Origin of the sequence: Marinifaba aquimaris, assembly GCF_013328345.1 — a bacterium.
Lineage (GTDB): Bacteria > Pseudomonadota > Gammaproteobacteria > Enterobacterales > Alteromonadaceae > Marinifaba > Marinifaba aquimaris.
On the sequence record NZ_JABULX010000033.1, the window covers coordinates 1 to 23,282 of the forward strand.

General features: G+C 39.9%; 21 protein-coding genes. 9 read left to right on the forward strand and 12 right to left on the reverse strand.

Going from position 1 to position 23,282, the window contains the following annotated elements; all coding sequences use genetic code 11:
* Window positions 1–209 (forward strand): integrase core domain-containing protein (locus HR060_RS16350; protein WP_174198709.1); only part of this gene is annotated, 209 nt, incomplete at its 5' end.
* Window positions 210–634: 425 nt separating this feature from the next.
* On the opposite strand, the gene HR060_RS16355 is transcribed toward HR060_RS16350, so the two are convergent.
* Together HR060_RS16355 and HR060_RS16360 are read right to left on the reverse strand one after the other, a co-directional pair.
* Window positions 635–790, reverse strand: a complete 156-nt coding sequence (locus HR060_RS16355) for a hypothetical protein (protein ID WP_174201366.1) — start codon at window positions 788–790, stop codon at window positions 635–637.
* 86 nt (window positions 791–876) lie between these two features.
* Window positions 877–1,635 carry a sulfite exporter TauE/SafE family protein gene (locus HR060_RS16360; RefSeq protein WP_174201367.1) on the reverse strand — a complete coding sequence of 253 codons (759 nt, stop codon included), beginning with the start codon at window positions 1,633–1,635 and terminating at the stop codon, window positions 877–879.
* Window positions 1,636–1,749: 114 nt separating this feature from the next.
* Here HR060_RS16360 and smrA point away from each other — a divergent pair, with 114 nt between their 5' ends.
* Complete coding sequence (smrA, locus tag HR060_RS16365; protein WP_174201368.1) at window positions 1,750–2,337, forward strand: DNA endonuclease SmrA; 588 nt, start codon at window positions 1,750–1,752, stop codon at window positions 2,335–2,337.
* A 190-nt stretch (window positions 2,338–2,527) separates the two neighbouring features.
* Here smrA and HR060_RS16370 read toward each other — a convergent pair whose 3' ends face one another.
* The 4 genes from HR060_RS16370 to HR060_RS16385 form a co-directional block, all read right to left on the reverse strand.
* The gene (locus HR060_RS16370) at window positions 2,528–3,091 is read right to left on the reverse strand and encodes a hypothetical protein (protein ID WP_174201369.1); all 564 of its coding nucleotides are present in this window, start codon (window positions 3,089–3,091) and stop codon (window positions 2,528–2,530) included.
* A 279-nt stretch (window positions 3,092–3,370) separates the two neighbouring features.
* On the reverse strand, window positions 3,371–3,754 hold the full coding sequence (locus HR060_RS16375; protein WP_343044260.1) for a DUF2237 family protein: 384 nt from the start codon (window positions 3,752–3,754) through the stop codon (window positions 3,371–3,373).
* Window positions 3,755–4,035: 281 nt separating this feature from the next.
* Window positions 4,036–4,707: a hypothetical protein gene (locus HR060_RS16380; protein WP_174201370.1), complete on the reverse strand. Its 672-nt coding sequence runs from the start codon at window positions 4,705–4,707 to the stop codon at window positions 4,036–4,038.
* A 314-nt stretch (window positions 4,708–5,021) separates the two neighbouring features.
* Window positions 5,022–5,165 (reverse strand): hypothetical protein, encoded by a 144-nt coding sequence (locus HR060_RS16385; protein ID WP_174201371.1) that lies wholly within the window; start codon window positions 5,163–5,165, stop codon window positions 5,022–5,024.
* A 224-nt stretch (window positions 5,166–5,389) separates the two neighbouring features.
* On the opposite strand from HR060_RS16385, the gene HR060_RS16390 reads away from it, so the two are divergent.
* On the forward strand, window positions 5,390–6,766 hold the full coding sequence (locus HR060_RS16390; protein WP_174201372.1) for an alkaline phosphatase: 1,377 nt from the start codon (window positions 5,390–5,392) through the stop codon (window positions 6,764–6,766).
* 106 nt (window positions 6,767–6,872) lie between these two features.
* Window positions 6,873–9,557: a bifunctional acetate--CoA ligase family protein/GNAT family N-acetyltransferase gene (locus HR060_RS16395; RefSeq protein ID WP_174201373.1), complete on the forward strand. Its 2,685-nt coding sequence runs from the start codon at window positions 6,873–6,875 to the stop codon at window positions 9,555–9,557.
* 54 nt (window positions 9,558–9,611) lie between these two features.
* Here the strand turns inward: HR060_RS16395 and tyrA are convergent, their stop codons facing one another.
* Window positions 9,612–10,586 (reverse strand): bifunctional chorismate mutase/prephenate dehydrogenase, encoded by a 975-nt coding sequence (gene tyrA / locus HR060_RS16400; protein WP_174201374.1) that lies wholly within the window; start codon window positions 10,584–10,586, stop codon window positions 9,612–9,614.
* 133 nt (window positions 10,587–10,719) lie between these two features.
* Window positions 10,720–11,790: a 3-deoxy-7-phosphoheptulonate synthase gene (locus HR060_RS16405; RefSeq protein WP_174201375.1), complete on the reverse strand. Its 1,071-nt coding sequence runs from the start codon at window positions 11,788–11,790 to the stop codon at window positions 10,720–10,722.
* A 351-nt stretch (window positions 11,791–12,141) separates the two neighbouring features.
* Here HR060_RS16405 and HR060_RS19515 point away from each other — a divergent pair, with 351 nt between their 5' ends.
* Both HR060_RS19515 and HR060_RS16415 read left to right on the forward strand, forming a co-directional pair.
* A complete protein-coding gene (locus tag HR060_RS19515; RefSeq protein WP_174201376.1) occupies window positions 12,142–12,516 on the forward strand; it encodes a VanZ family protein in 375 nt (124 codons plus the stop codon).
* Window positions 12,506–13,411 (forward strand): ketopantoate reductase family protein, encoded by a 906-nt coding sequence (locus tag HR060_RS16415; RefSeq protein WP_174201377.1) that lies wholly within the window; start codon window positions 12,506–12,508, stop codon window positions 13,409–13,411. The genes HR060_RS19515 and HR060_RS16415 overlap by 11 nt, the downstream gene beginning before the upstream one ends.
* Here the strand turns inward: HR060_RS16415 and HR060_RS16420 are convergent.
* The gene (locus HR060_RS16420) at window positions 13,408–14,190 is read right to left on the reverse strand and encodes an ABC transporter ATP-binding protein (protein WP_174201378.1); all 783 of its coding nucleotides are present in this window, start codon (window positions 14,188–14,190) and stop codon (window positions 13,408–13,410) included. The genes HR060_RS16415 and HR060_RS16420 overlap by 4 nt on opposite strands.
* Before the next feature lie 81 nt (window positions 14,191–14,271).
* On the opposite strand from HR060_RS16420, the gene HR060_RS16425 reads away from it, so the two are divergent.
* A complete protein-coding gene (locus HR060_RS16425) occupies window positions 14,272–14,961 on the forward strand; it encodes a YIP1 family protein (RefSeq protein ID WP_174201379.1) in 690 nt (229 codons plus the stop codon).
* On the forward strand, window positions 14,962–15,855 hold the full coding sequence (locus HR060_RS16430) for a DMT family transporter (protein WP_174201380.1): 894 nt from the start codon (window positions 14,962–14,964) through the stop codon (window positions 15,853–15,855).
* On the opposite strand, the gene HR060_RS16435 is transcribed toward HR060_RS16430, so the two are convergent.
* From HR060_RS16435 to gshA, 3 genes are read right to left on the reverse strand one after another with little or no spacing between them, the layout of a single operon-like run.
* A complete protein-coding gene (locus tag HR060_RS16435) occupies window positions 15,852–16,532 on the reverse strand; it encodes a hypothetical protein (RefSeq protein WP_174201381.1) in 681 nt (226 codons plus the stop codon). The genes HR060_RS16430 and HR060_RS16435 overlap by 4 nt on opposite strands.
* A gap of 35 nt (window positions 16,533–16,567) precedes the next feature.
* Complete coding sequence (locus HR060_RS16440) at window positions 16,568–17,185, reverse strand: transglycosylase SLT domain-containing protein (RefSeq protein ID WP_174201382.1); 618 nt, start codon at window positions 17,183–17,185, stop codon at window positions 16,568–16,570.
* Between the two features lie 20 nt (window positions 17,186–17,205).
* On the reverse strand, window positions 17,206–18,783 hold the full coding sequence (gene gshA, locus HR060_RS16445; RefSeq protein WP_217434958.1) for a glutamate--cysteine ligase: 1,578 nt from the start codon (window positions 18,781–18,783) through the stop codon (window positions 17,206–17,208).
* 209 nt (window positions 18,784–18,992) lie between these two features.
* On the opposite strand from gshA, the gene HR060_RS16450 reads away from it, so the two are divergent.
* Complete coding sequence (locus HR060_RS16450; RefSeq protein ID WP_174201383.1) at window positions 18,993–23,276, forward strand: response regulator; 4,284 nt, start codon at window positions 18,993–18,995, stop codon at window positions 23,274–23,276.
* The last annotated feature ends 6 nt before the right edge of the window (window positions 23,277–23,282 follow it).

Genomic DNA, 23,282 nt, shown 5'->3' on the forward strand with positions numbered 1-23,282 from the left:
GTTCAATGACAGATGGTTATGACTGCTATCAAAATGCACTGGCTGAGAGAGTAAACGGTATTCTTAAAAACGAATACTTGTTAATGAAACCAAATAACCTAAATGAGGCAAGGGAAATGGTAAAACAATCAGTCGATTTATATAATCAACAAAGGCCACATTCGGCCTTAAAATACAAAACGCCCGATGAAATTCATCAGGCGTTTTAATCAAAAAAGTGTCAACCCATACTAGGATGGGTCAACAACTGACTTTGCTGCGACCTATTCCTCTTATTTTACTTCATTTTCCCCTCGACAAGCACTGAATGAAGAGTGGCTTTTACTTTGAGGCTATAAACTATTTTTTTACTAACAAGCTACTGATTTTATTAACAAGAGAGTGATCGAACACAGTCGCTCATTGCGTAATCATGTACGTCAATAGACAGCTTGTTGATTTTGTGGGGATAAAGCGACTTCCTCAGCATAAGCTAAGCCGATTATTAGGCTTAGCTTTTTTTTAATCGCAACACAGGCAAGCCCAAACAAACAGCCACAACACTCGTTATTCAGCATTGGTAAATGCTGAAACCGCATCAAAAGCGTTATCTCTTAAATCCTTTTTAAATGGCGAGCTTTAGCGCTTAGACCAATTAAGTTTCGTTGTAGTTTTTTAATAACTCTTCAACATCTTTTTCCATTTTTCGGATCATGACGACCAATTTATCCACCGCTTCTGCATCAAGTGATTGATTTGACGATTGAAATTGACCATCAACTTGATCTAACTGAATGGGTTTATCAAACATACATTAACTCTTAAAGTAATTGTCTCTAATCACTTTATCGGAATGTATTAAACAAACTTAACCTAAGTTACCAAAGAGAAACACTTTTATGTAAATGCTTTGAACAACAAGCCAATACCCACACTTATGGTCATCACCTCAAAGCTGCGCTTAACGAGTTTATTGCCTTTTGCCAGCGCAAGGTGAGCACCGAGATAACCGCCAAGTAAAGATCCTAAAATTAAAGCCGGTAACCAATCCCATTTTACTGACTCTAAAAGAGCCAGTGTTAATGCCCCAGTACCATTCCAAAGTATGCCCACCATGACTAAGGTGTAAGATACGGCGCGGGTATAGCCCATACCAAACCAATAAATCAGCCACATAGTGACAAAAAGCCCGGTGCCGGACGTCAGCGAGCCGTTTAAAACGCCAATAATAAATAAACCCAGCGCCCCAATTAGGTAACCCTTTACGTGCCTGTTTTTATCCTGCTCAGTCATGCCAAGTTCGGGTTTCAAAATAGAGTAAACACCTAAACCTATGGTTAATATGCCCAAGCTAATAAGTGCGACATTGGTTGGAATAGACAAAATAACACTGGCGCCTAACACCACGCCTGGCAAAGCGCCAGCAATCATAATGGTCACCAATTGCCATTGATAGCCACCATTTTTTAAGTGTTTAACCGATGCGCCTAACCCCAAAGCTACTGAGGCTATTTTGTGCGTGGCCAATGCCACGCCAAATGGCAGGCCCATAAAAATAATGGCTGGTAATTGCAACAAGCCTGCACCGCCACCTGCAAGCGAACTCAAGGTGTTAGCAATTAAGCTTATGATAAAAAGAAATAGATGTTCGAACATGAATGTATTGTTTATTTTTGTTAGCTTTGTCTAGTTTACATGAGCCAAAAGCTTGAAAATAGCGTTTAAAGACCTTATGTAGACAGTTATAGGCAATTTTGATTAGAAGTTATCATGTCTGATACACAAGATGAATGGGCACTCTTTCAACAAGAGATGGCCGATGTCAAACCACTCACCCAAGACAAACAAAATTTAACCAACAAAACAGAGCCCAGCTTAGCGCAACAAGCGCGAAAGGAAGCGGCCGAACAAGAGCTGGAAGACGACCCTAATAATTTATCAACGGAATACATCGAACCGGTCGACCCTTTTGATGTTATTGAATACAAAAAAAGTGGTGTACAAGAAGGTGTATACCGCAAACTTAGGTTGGGCCAATACCAAATTGATGCCAACTTAAACCTGCACCACTTTAGTGTGAGAGAAGCAAGAAGGGAGCTGTTTAACTTTATTCAAGAAAGCTACCAAAAAAGTATTCGTAGCTTATTGATTGTTCACGGAGTCGGCAAAGATTCAAAACCCTACCCCGCCGTACTAAAAAGCCATGTAAACAAATGGCTAACCGAAATGGACTGTGTTTTAGCTTTTCACACCGCAATAAAAGCCCATGGCGGCTATGGTGCAACTTATGTGTTGCTTAGAAAAAGCGAAGAGAAAAAGCGTGAAAACAGAGAGCGCCATTTAAAAAGAAGAGCTTAACAAGCGACCAAAAGCACTATGCCTTTCAAACCTCAAACAGAATGCCTCTGTAACCTATAAGTATTCTGTTTCCTCTAAATACCACACGATGACTGATGCTAGACTAAAAAAGCAAACATATATCAAACTTCAGTATCGTGCTTATGTAACCAGACTCTTCAAAACCAGATTTAAGCACCGCTCTCGGATGCTAGCACTCAGTCTCAAGCTTAGTTATGATAATTGACAATGGTGACGGTGTCACAGAATTATCCAGTTTACCCAAAGAGTCAACGTAAACATCTTGTACATATTGCACTTTGATATTCTGCCCAACGGTTAACGGTTTAAGTCCTAAATGTCTATTAATAAGCCCTTGTTTTGGGTCTCCGTCTCCATAATATAATTGGGTTTGATCAATTATGAATTCAGTATATCTACCACCTAAAACGATATGCTTTACACTCCCTGCTACCATTTTATATTCTCCGGCGTTTAATTTATCCAAAATTAATTGAAAGTTGGCTTTTGGACGCGGAATACTGTCGAAGTATATTGCAAAATTAACACCCCAAAACATTAAACAAAATATAGGTAGTCCCGACCAAGGTAGATTGCTCCCTCTCATTTTGTAAACCAAATAGAATACTGGAAAAGACACTAACACAATTGCAATAACCATATATTCAAATTGATTTTGCAATGGCCAAGTCATAGAGTTCATACCTGCATTTTGAATGTCATACAGTGTGCAGAAATTATCAATCTTTCTCATTTTTACTTACTTAAAAACTATGAAAAATAACTTAGAGTCAGGTCTTGAAACTTGCATTATTTAACAGCCCAATAAGTTAGTCTAATCTTTACCAACGCAATTTCTTCACTCGTATTTTTTGCTCGAAAGCAATAATGGGATTTAAAGGCCTGAATGAAAAAGCACTACAGAGCTTAAATCGACCATCACCATCGCGCTGGTGCCTAAAAGAGAATTTAAAAAGAAATGGTGCAAAATGAAAGACCTGATCTTAGAGTTTTCGTGTTACTTAAAATATTGCTAGTTCTTTCTGGCGCAGGCGATAAGCATTTCTAAATCAACGATTTTTAACGACTCAAAAGCAGTGGCTTCTAAAATAACTTGTGGAGCTTTGCCCGCTTCATAAGCTTCTAACCATCGCAATGCGCATAAGCACCATTTATCACCGGCTTTTAAGCCGGGGAAATCATAGTCAGGCATAGGCGTGATCAAATCGTTACCTTTACTTTTGGAAAATGCGAGGAATTCATCAGTCATGATTGCGCAGATTACATGACGGCCTTGATCGTATTTATCTGTTCGACAAAAACCGTCACGATAAAAGCCCGTTTTAGGTTCAAAACAACAAGGTATTAAATCATCACCTAACACATTTTTATTCATAATATCTGGATATGTGGACATTAGATTAAACAATGATAGATGATTAAAAGAGCAGCTAATACATACTAAATCTAATGTTTTTACCTACAAGGTCTGAAGATAACCCCATTTCTCTTTTCATGTTTTAGGTAATTACTGGCGATGTACCAGATGGCGAATAGTGCTAATCAAAGGTGATGGTACTACTGGTATAAAAGAGGCGGATAGCTTTTTAAAAGCCAGCGCAATTCTACACAAGTCAGCATCAACCATTAACCAATCCAACATTCATGCAAAATGAAAGACCTGACACCAGAGTTTTTTTATTGCCCTAAGTGATAAAGCTCTATGCAATCTTTTGCCTTACCGCCATTTTCAGGTAATGGACCAACCCAACCACCCGGCATCCCCCCAAGTCGATAACAATCGAGCACTCTTTGACAGATCGGGGAATGTTCTAGCCCACCAAACACAGCAGCCTTCACAAGCAATAATATATGCTCTTGAACAACATTAGGGACAACAAGCTTAAAGATATAATTAACGTTATTTTCGGTTAGGTTGAATTTATTCTGTAAAGAAACACTGTAATCACTATAACGTTTCATAAGTTTGAGTATCTGATTATTAACAGGAGTTTCCGTTTTATCTGCAACCCCTTTTATTAATTCCCAATACAGCTCCTTAACTTCAAGAACTTCGTTATATGAAGGGAAAACCCCTTCATACATAATTCTAGATTCTTCTTCACCTAAAATATTAGATAGATCTCGAAAGCTCCACTTTTCAGGATCATCATAATAGTACCCAGGTGTTTGAATTCTCATATCGAGATTTATTGGATCGGAAAAGATACGAAAGCCTTCGGTATTTTCAGGTATCTGGCTTTCTACAAATAATCCTTGTAAAAAAGCAGAGCTATCAATAACCGCTTGAATTTCAGTTAATTCAGTTTTTAACTTAACATCATCAATTGTTTGAAAATCTAACAGCATTGCGGCTTCCTCCTATCTATTGCAGGGAACAATACTTCTATCCAACTATCAGTTGAAGCAAAACTACGGGTGCTGGTCTTTTATTTTGCTGCGCTGCTTCTTCTACTTCTTATTGAATAACTCACACAAATAAACGCTTAGCTTTCCACATTATTAAAAACCCAAAAGCACTGATTTTGTGATTAATGTTTTGCTAAAAAAGCGTAAAGAGAAATAACAAGAAAATCGAGATGGGTGTTAAAAAGTGTAAGTTCAGTGCTTTTAACGTCCTAGAAATGAAAAAACCAGCTCAATTGAGCTGGTTTTTAAATTTTTTACTTACTTTTCGCATCATCCTGATGCACAACTACTTGCGCTTCCAAGTCGGCATTCGCGGTATTAAATAACGCAGATACAGCCATAACCAACACGATAAACGCTACAGTTGAGAGTTTAGTCCCAGGTGAAGCTTTGTTCATGGTAGCACCGTACTTCTTTGTTCTTTTTATTATTTTTTACTGCAATTCAAATTGACGTGTGCCAACTCGAATTAAAATGATGTTAAAAGAAGTTACAAAAAATGACAATACGTTATATTTAATATTTTTAAGTTTTTTCGCAAAAATGTCGTACAATTTCGTCGAAAATGCACTGTTCAGACCAGTAACTGACTAGAACCCGTAAAAACAAACAACTTAGACACATGAATTTAACATTTTTAAAACATTTAACGGTATTGACCTTAATTTTCAGTTTCATCAGCCAAAGCGCTTTAGCCCAAGAAAAACCGAAAAATATTATTTATCTCATTGGTGATGGTATGGGCCCAGGTTATATCAGTGCTTATCGCTATTACAAAAACCAGGTAGCTGATCAGACACTATCCCCCACCCTGTTTGATCAATATCTTGTCGGCACCGCTTCAACTCGACCAAAAGACGAAACTTGGGTTACCGATTCAGCGGCAAGTGCAACGGCATTATCGACAGGGATAAAAACTTATAATGGCGCAGTAGCAGTCGATGCTGAGCAGCAACCATTAAAGACGCTTTTTGAACTCGCCAAAGAACAACAAATGCGCACAGGTTTAGCCGTGACATCATCTGTCACTCACGCTACACCGGCAAGCTTTTATGCTCATCAAAAAAGTAGAAGGCAAGCAGAAGAAATTGCCACTTGGTTAATTGATAATTCTTTTGCTAAAAAAGGCGCACCTATTGTCGATGTTGTACTAGGTGGAGGTGAAAAGTACTTTAACTTACCACAAAGGCATTTATTGAATGAGCTAAAAGCCCTTGGCTTTTCACATGTCAGCCAATTACCTCAGTTATCAGAGGTTAAACAGCCACCGGTTATTGGCTTATTTGCCGAAAATGGTTTGCCATCGGCGCTTAATTCAAGCACCGCATTTTTAGCTGATATGACAACTTCAGCTTTAACGCTACTTAATACTGATAATAAAAATGGCTTTGTTTTATTAGTTGAAGGTTCACAAATTGACTGGTGCGGTCATGCTAATGATATTGCGTGTACCATGGCTGAGATGCAATCGTTTGAGAACGCTTTTGAAGTTGCACTGAATTTTGCCAAACAAGATAAACAAACGTTAGTGGTATTAACGGCAGATCACGATACTGGCGGTTTATCGGTAGGACGAGAGAAAAAGTACGAATGGCACTCAGATAAAGTCGCTAAAGTAAAAATGACGGCAAGAGCATTCACCGAGCTAAACCTAAAAGCAGATTATAGTGAATCAACCACGGGCCAATTAATTGAGCAAGCGTGGAATGAGCATATTCAGCTACCTTTAACACGTGACGAGCTGACGCCGCTGGTTAAAGCGTATGCAGATTTTAACAAGGCCCAAGACAAACAAGATAAGTCACTGGCCTATAAGCAGTTTAACGATCATGTAAAACACGTTATCAACCGCCAAACCAATACAGGCTGGACAACGCGCGGACATACCGCTAATGATGTCGGCGTTTTTGCTTTTGGACCTACGAGTCAGATCTTTGTTGGTCATCAAGACAACACAGATATCGCAAAAAAACTACATTCTCTTGTTTTAGCGCAATAAAGGCCCATTCTTAACTGGTTTATCCAGGTTAACTTGTCTAAAATTTTCAATAACTTGTATTTTTTAGTGAGCCTTATTGGCTCACTATCGCTTGAATGAGATCCTAATGAGCTTAAAACAAATTGACAGTCTTCTTCGCCCAAGCTCTGTAGCCATCATTGGTGCATCAAATAAGCCTTATCGCCCTGGTTTTACCGTGATGCGAAACTTACTCAAAGGTGAGTTTGATGGCCCTATTATGCCTGTTTCTCCCAAATACAAAGCGGTCAATGGTGTGCTGGCTTATCAATCTATTGCCGACTTACCTTTAACACCCGATCTTGCCATTATCTGTACTAAAGGCGAAAAGGTACCTGGCATTATCGATGAGCTTGGCCAAATTGGTGCTAAAAATGCGATTGTGATCGCCGCAGGCATGGGAGAAACTTTTCTCGAAGATGGCACTAACGCCTTAGTTGTGACACTTAAAAAAGCTAAAGAATACAAGATGAGTATTCTAGGCCCTCATTGCTTGGGTATTATCGTGCCTGATTTAGGCTTAAATGCTAGTTATGCCCACGTACCGGCTGCTCAGGGCAAAATTGCTTTTGTTTCTCAGTCTGCCGCTATCTGTAATTCCATATTAGATTGGGCGCAACAACGCAAAATTGGCTTTAGCTATTTTGTTTCACTCGGTGATGCGAGCGATATCGACTTTGCCAGCTTAATTGATTTTCTCGGCCGAGACCCTAAAACCCAATCTATCTTGCTATACGTGGATAGTATCAAACAAGGCCGTAACTTTATGTCAGCGGCACGAGCGGCCTCTTTCACCAAACCGCTTTTGACCATCAAAGGCGGTCGATACCTGCATTATATCGAGCAAGAAGCCACGCGAAAGCAGACTCCAGATGTCATTTACGATGCAGCCTTTAGACGTGCGGGCATGTTACGCGTAGAAGCCTTACAAGAGCTTTTCGCTGCGGTAGAGACACTCGCCCATGGTAAGCCCCTTCGCGGTGAACGTCTCGCTGTGCTGGGCAATGGTTTTGGTCCTAATGCGATGGCGATTGATACGTTAGTCAAACGCGGTGGTCGATTAGCTAAATTAGAAGATGAAACAAAACAAGCGTTATCGGAGTTAGTACCCGCATCTTTTACCGCCGGTAACCCGATGACTTTGCTGGGCGATTCGATGCCAGCTATCTATGAAAAGGCAGTCGAGATCCTGATTAAAGATGCTAATGTTGATAATTTACTCATTCTTCACTCACCCAGTGCACTTAACCCAGCAGAAGTTTACGCTGACCATATTATCTCTGCGGTCAAACGGTCCAAGAGTGCTCGGGTCAATGTATTAGTCAGTTGGATTGGTGAAACATCAACGGTAAAGGTCAGAGAAAAGTTCTCTCGGGCACGTATTCCCTCATTTCGATCGCCCGAAGGTGCAGTCGGTGCATTTATGCACATGGTGCAATACAGACGTAACCAAAAGCTCCTATCGGAAACGCCTGAGTCTATTCCATCTCAAATGAGCTCAAGCCCTAAAAAAGCCAACGAGCTTATTCAAGAGTCGTTAACACAAGGTTTGATCTCACTTGAAACCGATGAAGCGGCGCCAATTTTATCTGCATACGGCATTCGAACGGTTTCTACAAAAATGGCAACAACCAAAGAAGGCGCACTCAATATTGCCGATAGTTTTGGTTACCCCATTGCGTTGAAAATTTCTTGCCCAGACTTACCACATAAATCAAAAGCTGGTGGTGTGGCACTGAACCTTGAATCAAAAGATGAAGTGAGCCTTGCGGCTGATAGTATGTTGCAACACGTTAAAGACAATGAGCCAGATGCTAAAGTAGAAGGTTTTATTGTACAACGTATGCTTAGACGCGCCGGAGCGCATGAATTGCGTATTGTGGTTAAAAGTGACCCGGTATTTGGCCCTGTCATTTTACTTGGCGAAGGTGGCCAAAACTGGGATATTCACCGCGATGCCGTTGTTGCTTTACCACCACTGAATATGTCTTTAGCGAGATACCAAGTCATACAAGGGCTGGCAGAAGGTAAGCTACGTGATCGCCACATGGCTAAACCATTAGATAGGCAAGCACTTTCACTCTTCTTGACACAAGTCAGCCATATGATCGTCGATAACCCAGAGATCATCGAACTTGATATTAACCCAGTACTTGTTCGAGACGACACGTTAACCGTACTTGATATGTCGATGCGTTTAACGGGCGACCCTAGTAACTTTATGCCGTTAGCGATTCGCCCTTATCCTAAAGAGCTGGAAGAAAAGTTTGAATTAAAAACGGGCAAAAAAGTACAGCTGCGCCCTATTCTGCCAGAAGATGAGAAGAACCATGAAGCGTTTGATGCATCACTTAGCAAAGAAGATAGATACAAACGCTATTTTGGAGAGGTGCCGACCTTCTCGCACGAGCAGCTAGCTAAACTCACCCAGATTGACTACGACCGTGAAATGGCTTTTATCGCCGTTGCCGATAAAGACGATGGTACCAGTGAAACCTTAGGTGTTGTGCGTGCGCAAATGGACCCGGACAATATTGAAGCCGAATTTGCCATTGTTGTGCGTTCAGACATGAAAGGTACTGGCTTAGGTAAAAAGCTAATGGTTAAAATTATTGATTATTGCCGTGCCCATCAAACTAAGATGCTGACAGGTATTACCATGTTAGAGAACAATGATATGGCGGGTTTAGCTAAGCACTTAGGCTTTAAAATCAAGCGTGATTTTGAAGAAGGTGTCATTAACATGACGTTAGTTTTCGAAGAAGAAAACTAATTGAATTGGATAACAAGCCAGTGCTTAACACTGGCTTGTCATTTTAAAAGATACTTATTTATTCACTCGGTTGTGAGCCGCCTCTAACATCAAACGACTTTCTTCTAAGAAGTGGCCAGCAAAATCACCAAACCAAGCTCTGACATTGGCAAATTGCTGTTTAAATTCATCTTTACTGCTGATTTCCAATAACTGAATACCTTCTTGATACCTATCGGTATAGCGCTTTAACAGCGCAAAGTTATCTGGATTTGAGAAAATAATATCGGCGTATAACTGAGAATCCTGCGCAAATAACCGCCCTACCATCGCCAGTTCGAGTCGATAAATAGGCGAACTAATTGCGATCAGCTCTTTCAAACATGGATCTTCTTCTTCTAAATGCAAACCATAAACAAACGTTGAGAAGTGGCGCATAACTTGGATAAACGCCATGGCTTTATCATGTGAAGCGGCCGTTGTTTCGTGCAATTTAGCTTGTTGTAAAGAAAGCTCTTCAAGTAACCATTGATAAGCTTCTGGTTGACGGCCGTGACAATAAACCACCACTTGATCATGGATATCGCCCACATCAGGACCAAACATGGGGTGTAAACCAACTACCGGGCCTGTGTGACATTTCATCATTGCCTGAAGGGGTTTGTCTTTGATACTGGTGAGATCAGTTAACACCGCATCTTTAGCAATATACGGCACTACTTGCTCGATGACTTGTTCAGTAAGGTTAATCGGTACGGATATAACAACCAGCTCTGCTTGTGCCAGACCTTGGTGAGTCGCTAAATCATCGCCTTGCTCAACAATACTGACTTCATGACCGTGTTGCTTAAACAAGCGAACAAATAAACTACCTAAGCGACCACCACCACCGACAACTGCAATGCGTTTGTGCAGTTTCTTTGCTTTTAATTGTTCCACAACTTGCGTATGCAACGCCTGTTTGTGGCTTGCTATTAATGAACGTTTTTCCTGCTCCAATATTTGGATTTGTTCGTTAATCGCATCAATTTGCTGCTGATAATGAGTCATTTAATAAATCACCTAATTTAGGTTATGTAATTAGCATTACTTGACTATAAAAACGTAAAAACCCCTTCATTATGGCAGATAATTTCAGCCATAAATTGAAGAGGTTTTAACAGAAAAAAGAAAAAGTTAGTGACTAGCTAACACGCGCTTTTAAAGGTGCAGCTAGTTTTGCTGCCATCTCGCGTAATAATTTTTCTGTTGTTGCCCAATCAATACACTTATCTGTGATTGAAACACCGTACTCTAACTCAGAGAAAGGCTTGTTTGAACCTTGATTGCCCGCGTTAATATGGCTTTCAAGCATGATACCGATAATAGAACGGTTACCTTCAGCAATTTGACTGGCAATATCTTGTGCAACGAGTGGTTGACGGTTGTGATCTTTACTTGAGTTACCATGGCTACAATCAACAACTAAAGCTAACGGTAAACCCGCTTCAGCTAATTTAGCTTCACACTCAGCAACGTTAACTGAATCATAGTTAGGCTGCTTACCACCACGTAAAATCACGTGACCGTCTGGGTTACCTGACGTTTTAATCACAGCAACCTGACCTTTTTGGTTAATACCCATGAAGCTGTGACCACTTGCCGCTGCTTCTAAGGCGTTGATTGCTGTTGTTAAGCTGCCATCTGTACCGTTTTTGAAACCTACTGGCATAGATAAACCAGAAGCCATTTCACGGTGTGTTTGTGATTCGGTAGTACGAGCACCAATTGCAGACCAAGCAAATAACTCAGCTAAGTATTGCGGGCTGATTGGGTCAAGTGCTTCGGTAGCCATTGGAATATTCATTTCGGCTAGTTGGATAAGTAATTTACGTGCTTTGCGAAGACCCGCTTCGATATCGAATGTACCATCAAGATGTGGGTCATTAATCAAACCTTTCCAACCCACTGTAGTACGTGGCTTTTCAAAATAAACACGCATTACAATATATAAGTCTTCACTTAACTCTTCGCTAAGAGCTTTTAATTTTTTTGCATAATCTAAAGCAGCATCAGTATCGTGAATAGAACAAGGACCAGAAATAACCAGTAAACGGTGATCACGACCGTGAACGATATCTGAAATAACCTGGCGAGAGTTTGAAATCTCGTTTAGTGCCTGTTCTGAGATTGGTAATTCTTTTTTAAGTTCTTCTGGCGTTAAGATGACTTCTTCAGCATTAACGTGAACATTGTTTAAACTATCTTTAAGCATTTGAGATCCGTGATAAAAATCAGTTAAGAAAAAGCAGAGTCCGAGGGTTAACCGGATCTTACACTCGTCAATACAATGCGGTGTTATTTATCGTTGTTATTGGCACTGTATAGCTTAAATTACACTTAGCAATAATAATAAAATTATCAAAATGTAATATTGGCTTGATTTTTACAAGTTTAAGGACTTATCGCAAGGATAAATTTATTCTACTTGGTTATAAAGGCATCCAAAAGCACTGTACGGCGGCTATTTGGTAGTCAAATCTGTAAACTTGGGCTTGATTTAGGTTGCGTTTTATTGATTAAAACAAGGATAATAACTGCACAGCTTATTTAATGATTAAACCTTGTGACTCGTCGTATTTTCAGTGGCCTGTTTTTCACCGCCATTATTGTTCTTACTCTGCTTTTTCTTCGTGATGTTGGCCCGGCATTAAAAAAAGTGCCACATATAGATAAAATTCTTCATTTTCTGATTTTCTTTGGTTTGAGTTACATCGCCCATCGCGCGTTTTCTCATCCAATCTGGATGAAGGTGGCTCATTTAACTGCCTATGGTGCGTTTGTCGAAATTGCACAATCGTTCAGACCGAATAGACAAGCGAGCTTTGCCGACTTAGTCGCTGATTTTGTTGGTATCATTTGCTTTTTTGCCTGTTGGCACTTTTATCAAAAACACAAGAACCGAAAATCACTCTCAACTGATGCACTCAATGATGGATAACACTATCCATATTTTAGGTATGGGGGCGATTGGTAGTTTAATTAGCAGCCAACTTAAACGTCAGCCAGTAAAAGCGATTAACATCGTCAGACGTGAAATATCTGCAAAGCTTGAATTTACCCCGTACCAACAAACAAAACCAACTCACATCAAGCTAAACACCTGTTTAACACAGCAGTTGGAATTGAACTCGGTGCAAACTTTACTTGTGCCTTTAAAAGCCTTTCAAGTAAAAACGGCTATTGAGACGATGCTGCCTTACCTAACACCCGAAGCTGTAATTGTCTTGATGCATAATGGGTTAGGCTGTAGAGAACAAATAAAAGATATATTGCTTGATACGCATACCATTGTCAGTGCAACGACAACACATGGGGCGTTTAAGCCCAGTGATAATGAATTGATTCATACAGGGCTTGGGGAAACTCGCCTAGGCTTGCTGGTCAATAACCAAGAGCAAGAAAACCTAGCCAAACTTTACTTAAACCCTTTTCTATCTGGCTTTTCACCTTGTCATTGGGACCCAGAAATTGAACGAAAGTTATGGTTAAAGCTAGCCATCAACGCCTGTATTAACCCTATCACTGCATATTTCCAAATTAAAAACGGCCTTGTTTGTGAAACGCAGCATCAAAAGCTCATTGATGCTATTTGCCAAGAAGTTGTTCACGTCGCCAATTGCAAAGGGGTTCAATTTGATAAACAAGAACTCATCAAAACTGTTATCAAGGTTGCACAAGCAACGGCTGAAAACTTTTCTTCAATGAACCGAGATGTGTTTTATAAAAGACAAACTGAAATCAATTATATTAATGGTTATATTGTGGCCTTGGCTAACCAGTACCAAATTGACGTACCAGCCAACCAAATGATGCTAGAGTGGATTAAAAACTAGCGACTACTTTGCATTAACTTGAGCACTGCGGGCTGCAAAGTAGATTCATTTGCACTTTGTTTAAGCTGCGTTAGATCACCTTCAAATACGGCCTTGCCACGTTCGATAATGCAAACCCTATCGCAAAGCCTCTCTACCTCATCTAGATGATGAGTAGAAAAAATAACGGCTTTGCCCTGTTCTTTTAATTGAGCCATAAATTGCAATACGACTTCACATGCAGCGATGTCTAAGCCCGTCGTTGGCTCATCGAAAATGACATAATCAGGTTGGTGGATCACAGCGCGTGCAATCGCGACTTTTTGTTTCATCCCCGTTGAGTAGTCTTGATAACGACGATTTAAATAATCGCCCATATCCAAAGCTTGGTTTAAATTGGCCAATGAAGCTTCAAATTGCTCGTCATCCATACCAAATAATTTGGCAAAATACTGCAGGTTTTCAAGCCCGGTTAATTTGTCATATAAGCCAGTAGACCCCGATAGAAAACCTATTTTTTTTCTGACAGTGGCTTTGAATTGGTGAGCGTTTTGCTGTTGATATAAAACTTGGCCTGAATCGGGCGATAACGCAGTTGAAAGAATTCTTAGCAAACTGGTTTTACCAGCGCCATTGGCACCGAGCAGCCCGAGTATTTCCCCTTGCTGACAGCTGAAATTGACATTATCGAGTACGTTAAAAAATCGACCATAAATTCTAGGGTCTGATTGATTTAATTGGTTTACGCGTTTTGCATCTTTAAGAGGAAAGCGCTTACAGACTTGTTCTACCTTGATCATTAAGTACCTAAACCCGATATTGTGGTAACTGCTATTCGCAGGTTAAAATCACTGCCAAGATTACCATATAGCTAAGAATAAATGTCTGCTTTTGAAAGAATAAATCAACTCATCAAGCGCCCTAAACACGCTTTTAATCAATTTGAAACTCATCCTGTAAGCGCATGGTTTCCTTTTATTTTAATTTGCGCCACCGTCATTGTTTTCAACCTTGGTTACTATGCTTACATAGATATCAACTGGTTGTACGAACACAATATACAAATGATTGCTGGTGACTTAAGTCCAAGTGAACAAGAACAAATAAGACATGTATTCCCAAGTGGAGAAAGCCTGAAATACAATGCGCTTATCGGTGGTGTCGTCGTTTTGATATTGCAAGGCGCTATTATCGCCGCGTTGATGAATTTACTGACTAAGTTCGACCCCGAAAATACCGATAGCTTTACCGACTGGCTTGGCGTAATTTGGTGGACACTATTACCTGTTATTCCACAGTTGTTTATTGGTCTACTCGTTCTGTTAATTATTGGCAGCGAACGTATTGAGCAAGCAGATTTATTAATTACCTCACTCAATCAGTTGGTTGGCTTAACCCCAAAAGATACCCTTTACAGCTTTGTAGTTGGCATTGATTTGTTCAGCCTTTGGTCATACGTTTTGTTGTTTTATCTCATTTGTGCACGAACCAAGTTAGCCAGTTCATTGTGCTTGACCATTGCACTGTGCCCATTACTAGTTGAGCTGTGCATACATTTACTGATGAGTTAAATGAAAAGCCAAAAAGTTGCCATTACATTAGCACTGGGTGCGACGGTCCTTTGGTCAACCGTCGCAACGGCGTTTAAACTCGCCCTAAGTGAGTTTACCCCGCTACAACTACTCGCTATTGCTAGCGTGACATCTTGGTGTATTTTTTTGACCATCAACCTTTATAAAAAAAACACTCTCACGCAATTAGTTGAAACATTTAAACTTAACGCTAGCTATCTGATAGCTGCTAGCTTAATCAACCCTTTAATTTACTATTGGGTGTTGTTTCAAGCCTACGACTTGCTGCCCGCTCAAATTGCACAAAGTCTCAATTACACTTGGTCTGTCACTTTCTGCATCTTATCAGCGCTTATTCTCAAACAAAGTATTAAGCCTATTGAGTGGATAGCGCTATTACTGGCGTATTTTGCTGTTTTCATTATATCGAGTGGTGGTACCCATGGTGATTTATCTTTGCTTGGCATTAGCCTTGCGCTAGGTAGTACTTTGTTGTGGTCAAGTTATTGGATAATCAAACAAAAAATAGACGTACCAGCTGAACAAAGTTTGTTGATTTGTTTTAGCTTAGCGGCACCTTTATTGATTGTTTTAAGTGCTATTTTCTCACCTTTTCAACTCAGCCAATTCAGTGAATTAAAAGCGCTTAGCAGCGCGATTTACGTTGGATTTTTTGAAATGGGTATTACGTTTTTACTTTGGTTAGCCGCTCTAAAAAAAGCGCACAGACCGGCGCCAATCGCGCTGTTAATTTATTTGTCCCCTTTTATTTCGCTGGTCTTGATAAGTCAGATATTAGGTGAGCAGATAGCGCCAACAACCCTTTACGGCTTAGCGATTATCGTCTTTGCTTTGATATTACCTAAACTCGGCAAAAAGGAAGATGGCAATTAAAGCGCCATCAGGTTAGAGATATCAAAATACAGGTCAAATTCATCACCAGTTGCCGCTTCAACGACTTTTAACTGATCATAAACCACATCTTTGTGCAAAATGTACTGACGAGATTTAACTTGTAACTCCATCAGTAAAGTAAAAGCGTGTAAATCATCATAGCAATAAGCGACAAAAGCCGTTTCAGGGCTACGACCATTGCGCTGTTGGCCTAATGAACGCATGATGCTATCGACCATATTACTGTGGAAGGTATGTTGATTGGACAAACCTAGGTTCTGCGCACAAAGCATGGCAGCAAAATGAGCGCTCAAGTTGATATAGCTGATAGAAAGTGCCTGATTAGCCATTTCATAACACGCTTGATGCTGACCAAGATCGACTAATTCAAATAAGTTCTGTTCGTTTTCAAACAGGTATTTGAGTAGCTTCTCTTCTCTTAATGTCATGGCATAAGCATAACGCAAGTCATTGATGGTTTGCTGCCATTGCTCTTGAGATAAAGCAGCTTGCCCATCTCTAACAGCATAGACTTTTTGCACTTGTTGCTGGTAATTAAACTCAGCTTGTTGTTCATCGTTAGCTTGTTGAGTAGAAGTACAAGCTTGAAGAAAAAGGCTTAAAACAACAAAAAAAACGGGCTGCTTATGACTCATAAGGCGGTACAACAATTTCATAAGCATTCCTGTATTACTGATTCTTACCGGGCTAGTTAAGCAAAAAATAGACGCCAAAGCCAGCTTGAATCTAAGTTATCTTGGCAACCCTTTAATTGTGCACCATATTTTTCTGCACGTTTTTTCACTCGCCATGACACTTTTTTCAGCCAAGGTTTTTTATTAAACGTTTTGCGCTTATAACCGCCCCAACCTTCGTGGTAATTGAGATATTGGTTGTACGCATCCCATTTTGATACACCATTAATGCGTTGTGTTTTCGAGATAAACCACCCCATAAAATCGATGGCATCCGCAAAATCATCTCTATCTGCCCAACCATTGTCCGTTTCACGTGTGTAATCATCCCAAGTTGCCGTTTTCGCTTGTGAGTAGCCATATGCAGAACTCGCACGGCCGATAGGAATGAAACCTAAAAACCATTCCATAGGAGGTTGAGCATCAGACTTGAAAGAACTTTCTTGGTACATCATGGCCATGGGGACATGAATAGGTACACCCCAACGATCATTTGCATCTTTTGCAGCATCGTACCAATCGCGATTTTCATAAAAGATTTCACAAATATTTTCAGGGCTCTTAGGGGGTGCAGTGGCACAGCCCGTTAACCCTGCCGTTATCATGGCTAATAGTAAAACCACTTTTAATTTCATGGCGTACCCGTTCCTTTGTATTATTGGTTTTGTGCGCGTTGAAAATAATCTGCTAAAAACTGGTCAAAATCGACATTATCACTTTGTTCAACAGCAACTTGTCTGTCGGCCGAAGCGCTCGCTTCGGTGGCGAGCACATGCTCATCAAACACCGAATAAGCTTGGTTATCAGCAACTTGTCGATAATGTGCTGCCAGTTGTAGGCCCAGTTCAACACTATCCATATTTTGTTCTTTCATCATGCTCAATAGTCGAGCAGATGGCGTCAGTTCACTATCACTGAATTTTGCCAATGCGTGATTAACCGCATCCATATATGGAGAGTTAGCCACATTTCGATCGAAAATTTGAGCCAATGCGATCAATTCTTGGCATAGTTGCTCGCCCCACTCTTGTAAACTAATTGGTGTACCTGATTTTTCCAGCATTAAGCCAGGTTTGCGACCCGTTAAAATGACTTTTTGCATATTACTATCAAGCACAGTTTGCTCATTTAAATCGATTGCTGGTGAATCATTAGCTGCACACCACACCAGTAATAAATCAATAAATCGCAATTGCTTTTCATTAACACCGACTGGCGAGAACGGATCAATATCAAGCGCTCTTACTTCCATATATTGAATGCCTTTTCTGGCGAGTGCTTGAGTAGGTGTTTCACCTGATGCCGTCACGCGCTTGGGGCGTATTGGCGAGTAAAATTCATTTTCTATTTGCAGCACATTGTCGTTAAGCTGGCGATAATCGCCATCAACTTTAACGCCAATATGACTAAATGCCTCAGAAGGTAAGTTAATCGCGTTGCGTAAGCTTTGGATGTAATCAGATAAATCATTGTATTGAATATTGAGATCGCCCTGCTCGCTATTGGTATAGCCTAAATCACTGAGTCTCAATGACGTTGCGTGAGGTAGATATAAAGTCCCCTTTCCTAGCTGGCTAAACGGATAATTTGAACCTTTGCCATCGATAAAAGATTTACACAAAGCAGGCGATGCACCAAACAAGTATGGCAATACCCATAAATGTCTTTTTAAGTTGCGTATTGTCGCTAAGTAACCGGCTGATATTGCATCTTGGCTATGTTCAACATTGTTAATATCAGACCAGTTTTGCCAAAAAGCATCCGGAAAAGAAAAGTTAAAATGAACACCTGCAATAATTTGCATCATGCTGCCATATCTGTGTTTTAAGCCTTTTCGGTACAAGGTTTTCATTTTGCCTATATTCGAATTGCCGTATTGTGCAATTTGAATATCGTCTTCACCGCCAACAAAACACGGCATACTCATAGGCCAGAGCCATTGCTCGCCAATGTTATCGAGCGTGTATTTATGAATATCCTGAAGCTGAGACAGGCTCACGTTTAAATCACTCTCAACAGGGGTGATAAACTCTAATAAACTTTCAGAATAATCCGTGGTGATGTACTGGTGAGTTAAGGCTTTACCTAATGATTGAGGGTGCGTGCCTTGGCCTAGGTGCGCATTTTGCTCAATGCGCAATGCTTCGCGTTCTATGCCTCGTTGAAAACCCTTGAAAAATGATGCGTCTTGTTGGGATAAAAACTCAATATGTTCCTGCAAACGGGTATTCAAAATAACTTACCTTATTGTCTGACCTAGGGCCTTTTTATTGTAGCCATGATATAAGGTTGAATAGATTTTTTTCAAGCACACTCACGATTAATCTAAGAATACTTCCGTTAAAGAGTGACTTAACGCAACTTATTCGTGCATAAACCCATCAGAAACACTAATCTTATTCTGTTCATAACAAAAATAAGGATAAAAATATCAGTGGCTTTATGCCAATTGATATTTTAGCCACTTCAGTACTGACGGGGATGATAAACCAGCCTATGACGTTAAACGTTAAAAACAATACGTTTGCTATTTACCTGAAGCGATTTTTACTCGTTGGCATACTTCCTTTGCTTTCATTTTTATATATTGAGAGACAACTTACCGAAAGCGACTTTAAAACCGAAAGGTTTGAAAAGCTCATTAAACAGAATCAATATGTTGCAGATAAAACAGCGATTTTCCTGCAAAGCCAGCTCAATCAGTTAAATATTTTTAGCCAATATAAATTATTGGAAAACTATCTATCTGAACCTTACTCTGAATCGAACCAATTACAGCTCAACAGCTTGCTCAGCAAAATAGCCAATAATGCAGAAAACTATGTTATTTCAGCGGCTTTATTTTCAATCGATGGTATGCCTCTGGCGAGCAGCGAAGGCATATCCAAGCGTTCAATTAAACACCAAGCTTATTTCCAACAACTATTAGATAGCGAAAAAAGCCAAGTAAGTAGTTTAAATCGAACTCCAAACGGGGATAGATTTCACCTGTTAGCGCCCGTTAAAGATTCCAACAACACCATCATTGGTTCATTGCGATTTACGTTGGATTTACAAACCTTAGTCAAACTATTACCTGAGCTTGAAAATCAACAAAATTGGTTGATGTTAAATAAACAAAATAAGTTATTACTGCATTCAACTAATGACAGAGCTGATTATTTAAATCGTTTCCTTGGTATGGACAGTAACGCCTTTTTGAATGGCTTGGATGCAAAACCAAATAAACAAATTGGCTTGACCAAAGCCGGTGTTCGCAATTTAAAACTACAAAACAGTGTCATAGAGGCTGTTTGCATTGCTAGCCCTATTCCTCAGCTAAATTGGCAACTGGTCTACATTGAAGACTTAGATAAATTTTACCAACCACTCAGTAATCACCAATACAGAATTTTACAACTGACACTTAGCGTATTAGTGCTGAATTTAATATTAATTGCCTTGTTATCTCACCAACTCAGTCTGCCAATAAAACGCACTCATGAGCGATTAAAAAAACTGTTTGTTGGCAATGCTAAAATTGATGAGCTGGCAATTAACCGAAACGAAGTGGATTCGTTGCTGGATTTTGCTGCGCATATCGAAACTCGATTTAAACAACATAATCAATCGATTAAGCAGCAACAAGTGGCACAAGCTAGAGTGCAGCAGCTGGCCAATCAAGGTAGTTTTGAAATCAATCTTCAAACCAACACAGTATCTTGGTCAGATCAATTATTCAAAATGCTGCATTTTGAGCTCGCCAGCGATTGTGAGTCCCTCGACAATATCTTAATGAGGTTTGATGACAACAGTCAAAATGCCATAAATGAGGCAATAGATTCCCTTACACAAACGGATAAAACTCAAACCTATGAAAATGAGTTTTCAATTTACACGCCGCACAAAGAACAAAAAATAGTGTTGTTGCAATTAGCTCGTGCGAATAATTATGAAAACCAAAATGTGATCACAGGTTTGATCACTGATATCACCACAACCAATGCCAACTTAAAACAAGTTAGGCTTAGTGCAGATCGCTTCTCGACCATTATTAAAGCAACTGGCGATGCATTATGGGATTGGGATGTCACCAATCAAAGTATGTATTTAAGTGCCCAATGGTTTGCGATGTTAAACTTCCCTGCCAAAGGTGCTCAAACCAAAGTCGATACTTTTTTAAATCAAATTGCATCTGAAGACATTGACTTAGTTAACAATAATTTAGCAGAGGCATTTAACTTCGAAAATAAGCACATTCACGTTGAATACCGCATGTTGACCCAAGATAAACGAGTCATCTGGGTGCTGACACGCGCTGTCGTGGCACAAAGAGACCACATGGGGAAACCCACTAGAGTCGTCGGTATCAATATCGATATTTCGCAGCGTAAAGGCAAAGAGCAAGCAATGCGCAGCTCTAATCAAGAACTGGAAAGCAGAGTTAATGAAAGAGCTCAACAATTGGAGAGTGCCAACCAAAGACTCATTCAAGCTAAAGAAAAAGCAGAATCAGCCAGTCAGACTAAAAGTGTATTCCTTGCCAATATGAGCCATGAGATCCGCACGCCGATGAATGCCATTATAGGTTTAACTAACCTATGCATGCGTACCGAGTTAACCGATAAGCAATACCAGTATTTAAACCGAATCCACCAATCATCAGAAACCTTGCTAGCTATTATCAATGATATTTTAGATTTCTCTAAAGTCGAAGCCGGCAAGCTGAGCATAGAAAAAACCAAGTTCAATTTAAACGCCGTTCTGGCAAATTTAACCGATTTATTTGCCGATAAGGCCCATGAAAAATCACTAGAATTTTTGATCGATTGTGAAGTGGATGTACCTTTTAATTTAATTGGCGATCCCTTACGGGTCTCCCAGATATTGCTGAACTTATGTAGCAACGCAATCAAATTTACTCATCAAGGGCATGTGATTGTCACGGTTTCGTTAATTGAAAGTAATGACAAACAAGTCAGCATAAAATTCACTGTCAGTGATACAGGGGTAGGTTTATCACCAACCCAACAAACCAAGTTGTTCAATGCTTTTACTCAAGCGGATACCTCAACGACCCGGCAATATGGTGGCACAGGTTTAGGTCTTGCCATCTGTAAACAGTTGGTTGAATTAATGGGTGGTGAAATAGGCGTAACAAGTCAAGAGCAGCAAGGCTCTGCATTTTATTTTCAGCTTAATTTTGAACTCGATGATAACCCTGATAATCGATATCAATTACCTGAAAAATGGATGGCTGAACAATCGATTTGGGTTTATGACAGCCATCAAGAAACGCAGCTTGCTTTGGTTAAATCACTTAATGCATTTGGCTTTAATGCAACGGGTTACCAGCAAATGAGTGATATGAATACAGCATTAGCATCTACCTCAAGCCAAGCACCTGCCCTTTGCATTTTGGACTGGAATGAAAAAGCGAGCAGCGACTTTTATCAACAGCTAACAGCATTAAATCTCACCTCAAATTGCAAAGTGATTGCGACCAGTAATGATCACTTAGCCGATCACGCTCATCCAAGTGATGTGATATTTGCCCATAAACCCATCTCAACGATTCAACTGTTCAAGATTGTCACGCGTGCGCTACAAGAAAAGCCCATCAGTGAAAAACGAACGAACCAAGATGCCAACAAATTGGATGTAATGTTTAATGATTTACCCGTATTACTTGTCGAAGATAATGAAATAAATCAAGCAGTCGCAAAAGAGCTACTAATGCAATATGGCATTAATGTCACTATTGCCAACCACGGTCAAGAAGCCATTGAGCTGCTAAACAACCATGAATTTCACATTATTTTGATGGACTTGCAAATGCCCATATTAGATGGCTTTCAAGCAACCAAACAAATAAGAAGTAACCCGATTTGGCAGCACTTACCTATTATTGCAATGACAGCCAATGCAATGAGCAGTGATAAGGAAAAATGCATCGCTATTGGTATGAATGAACATATCGCCAAACCGATAGACGAGAATAAATTAATAGAAACCATTTTAAAGTTTAGTGACAACCGTTATCACAATGCAAGATTGAGTAAGCCCAAGCAAAAGGAGTCAATAATGCAGATGGAAGCTAGTTCAAGCTCAGTAAAGTGGGATGAATTACCACTGATAGACAGTGAGTTTTGTTTATCTCAATTAGGGGGTAACCAAGCCTTACTAAAGCAGCTGCTTAACAAATTTTGCCAAGACTTTGCCGACTTTACTGCCATTATCGAAAGCAAGCTAGCCGGTAGGCAAGTCGACGAAATTGAACAAAAAACCCACTCATTAAAAGGTGTTGCCGGTAATTTAGGGTTAAAACGTCTACATTATCTAGCGGACAAATTAGATAGGATGTTAAAGCAAGCGAGCTTTGAGCCTCAATCAGCAGAGTTTATGAGCCAGCTAAATAAACTATCGTCAGTATTGGCCAGCACAGTAGAAACAGTGAAACAACAGTTCTTAACGGCTCAAGATCAAGTAACCCAAAGCGAGAGTAATTTAACCGCCGACGAACTTGATAAAATCATAAAAACGGCGCAAAGCTTACTCGATGCTGTAATCGCAAATGACTTTATTAATACTCAAGAAGTTGAACAGTTTATTAGCCAACTGCCAGCGTCATTAGAACAAGAATACCAAAGTGATTTATTAGATAGTTTTTTAAGTTTTGATATGCCAAAAAGTGAAAAGCAGCTCGGTATATTATTAACCGAGCTGAATAAGTTAAGTACTCAATGAATGCTG

Coding starts and splice junctions, on each gene's coding strand:
- HR060_RS16440 (WP_174201382.1), bottom strand. CDS start 17,185: ATGAAATTAAAAGTGGTTTTACTATTAGCCATGATAACGGCAGGGTTA.
- HR060_RS16380 (WP_174201370.1), bottom strand. CDS start 4,707: ATGCTGTTAGATTTTCAAACAATTGATGATGTTAAGTTAAAAACTGAA.
- HR060_RS16435 (WP_174201381.1), bottom strand. CDS start 16,532: ATGAAATTGTTGTACCGCCTTATGAGTCATAAGCAGCCCGTTTTTTTT.
- HR060_RS16415 (WP_174201377.1), top strand. CDS start 12,506: ATGATGGATAACACTATCCATATTTTAGGTATGGGGGCGATTGGTAGT.
- HR060_RS16375 (WP_343044260.1), bottom strand. CDS start 3,754: ATGTCCACATATCCAGATATTATGAATAAAAATGTGTTAGGTGATGAT.
- HR060_RS16355 (WP_174201366.1), bottom strand. CDS start 790: ATGTTTGATAAACCCATTCAGTTAGATCAAGTTGATGGTCAATTTCAA.
- HR060_RS16395 (WP_174201373.1), top strand. CDS start 6,873: ATGAGCTTAAAACAAATTGACAGTCTTCTTCGCCCAAGCTCTGTAGCC.
- HR060_RS16390 (WP_174201372.1), top strand. CDS start 5,390: ATGAATTTAACATTTTTAAAACATTTAACGGTATTGACCTTAATTTTC.
- tyrA (WP_174201374.1), bottom strand. CDS start 10,586: ATGACTCATTATCAGCAGCAAATTGATGCGATTAACGAACAAATCCAA.
- HR060_RS16385 (WP_174201371.1), bottom strand. CDS start 5,165: ATGAACAAAGCTTCACCTGGGACTAAACTCTCAACTGTAGCGTTTATC.
- HR060_RS16430 (WP_174201380.1), top strand. CDS start 14,962: ATGAAAAGCCAAAAAGTTGCCATTACATTAGCACTGGGTGCGACGGTC.
- HR060_RS16405 (WP_174201375.1), bottom strand. CDS start 11,790: ATGCTTAAAGATAGTTTAAACAATGTTCACGTTAATGCTGAAGAAGTC.
- HR060_RS16420 (WP_174201378.1), bottom strand. CDS start 14,190: ATGATCAAGGTAGAACAAGTCTGTAAGCGCTTTCCTCTTAAAGATGCA.
- HR060_RS16425 (WP_174201379.1), top strand. CDS start 14,272: ATGTCTGCTTTTGAAAGAATAAATCAACTCATCAAGCGCCCTAAACAC.
- smrA (WP_174201368.1), top strand. CDS start 1,750: ATGTCTGATACACAAGATGAATGGGCACTCTTTCAACAAGAGATGGCC.
- HR060_RS16450 (WP_174201383.1), top strand. CDS start 18,993: ATGCCAATTGATATTTTAGCCACTTCAGTACTGACGGGGATGATAAAC.
- HR060_RS16360 (WP_174201367.1), bottom strand. CDS start 1,635: ATGTTCGAACATCTATTTCTTTTTATCATAAGCTTAATTGCTAACACC.
- HR060_RS16370 (WP_174201369.1), bottom strand. CDS start 3,091: ATGAGAAAGATTGATAATTTCTGCACACTGTATGACATTCAAAATGCA.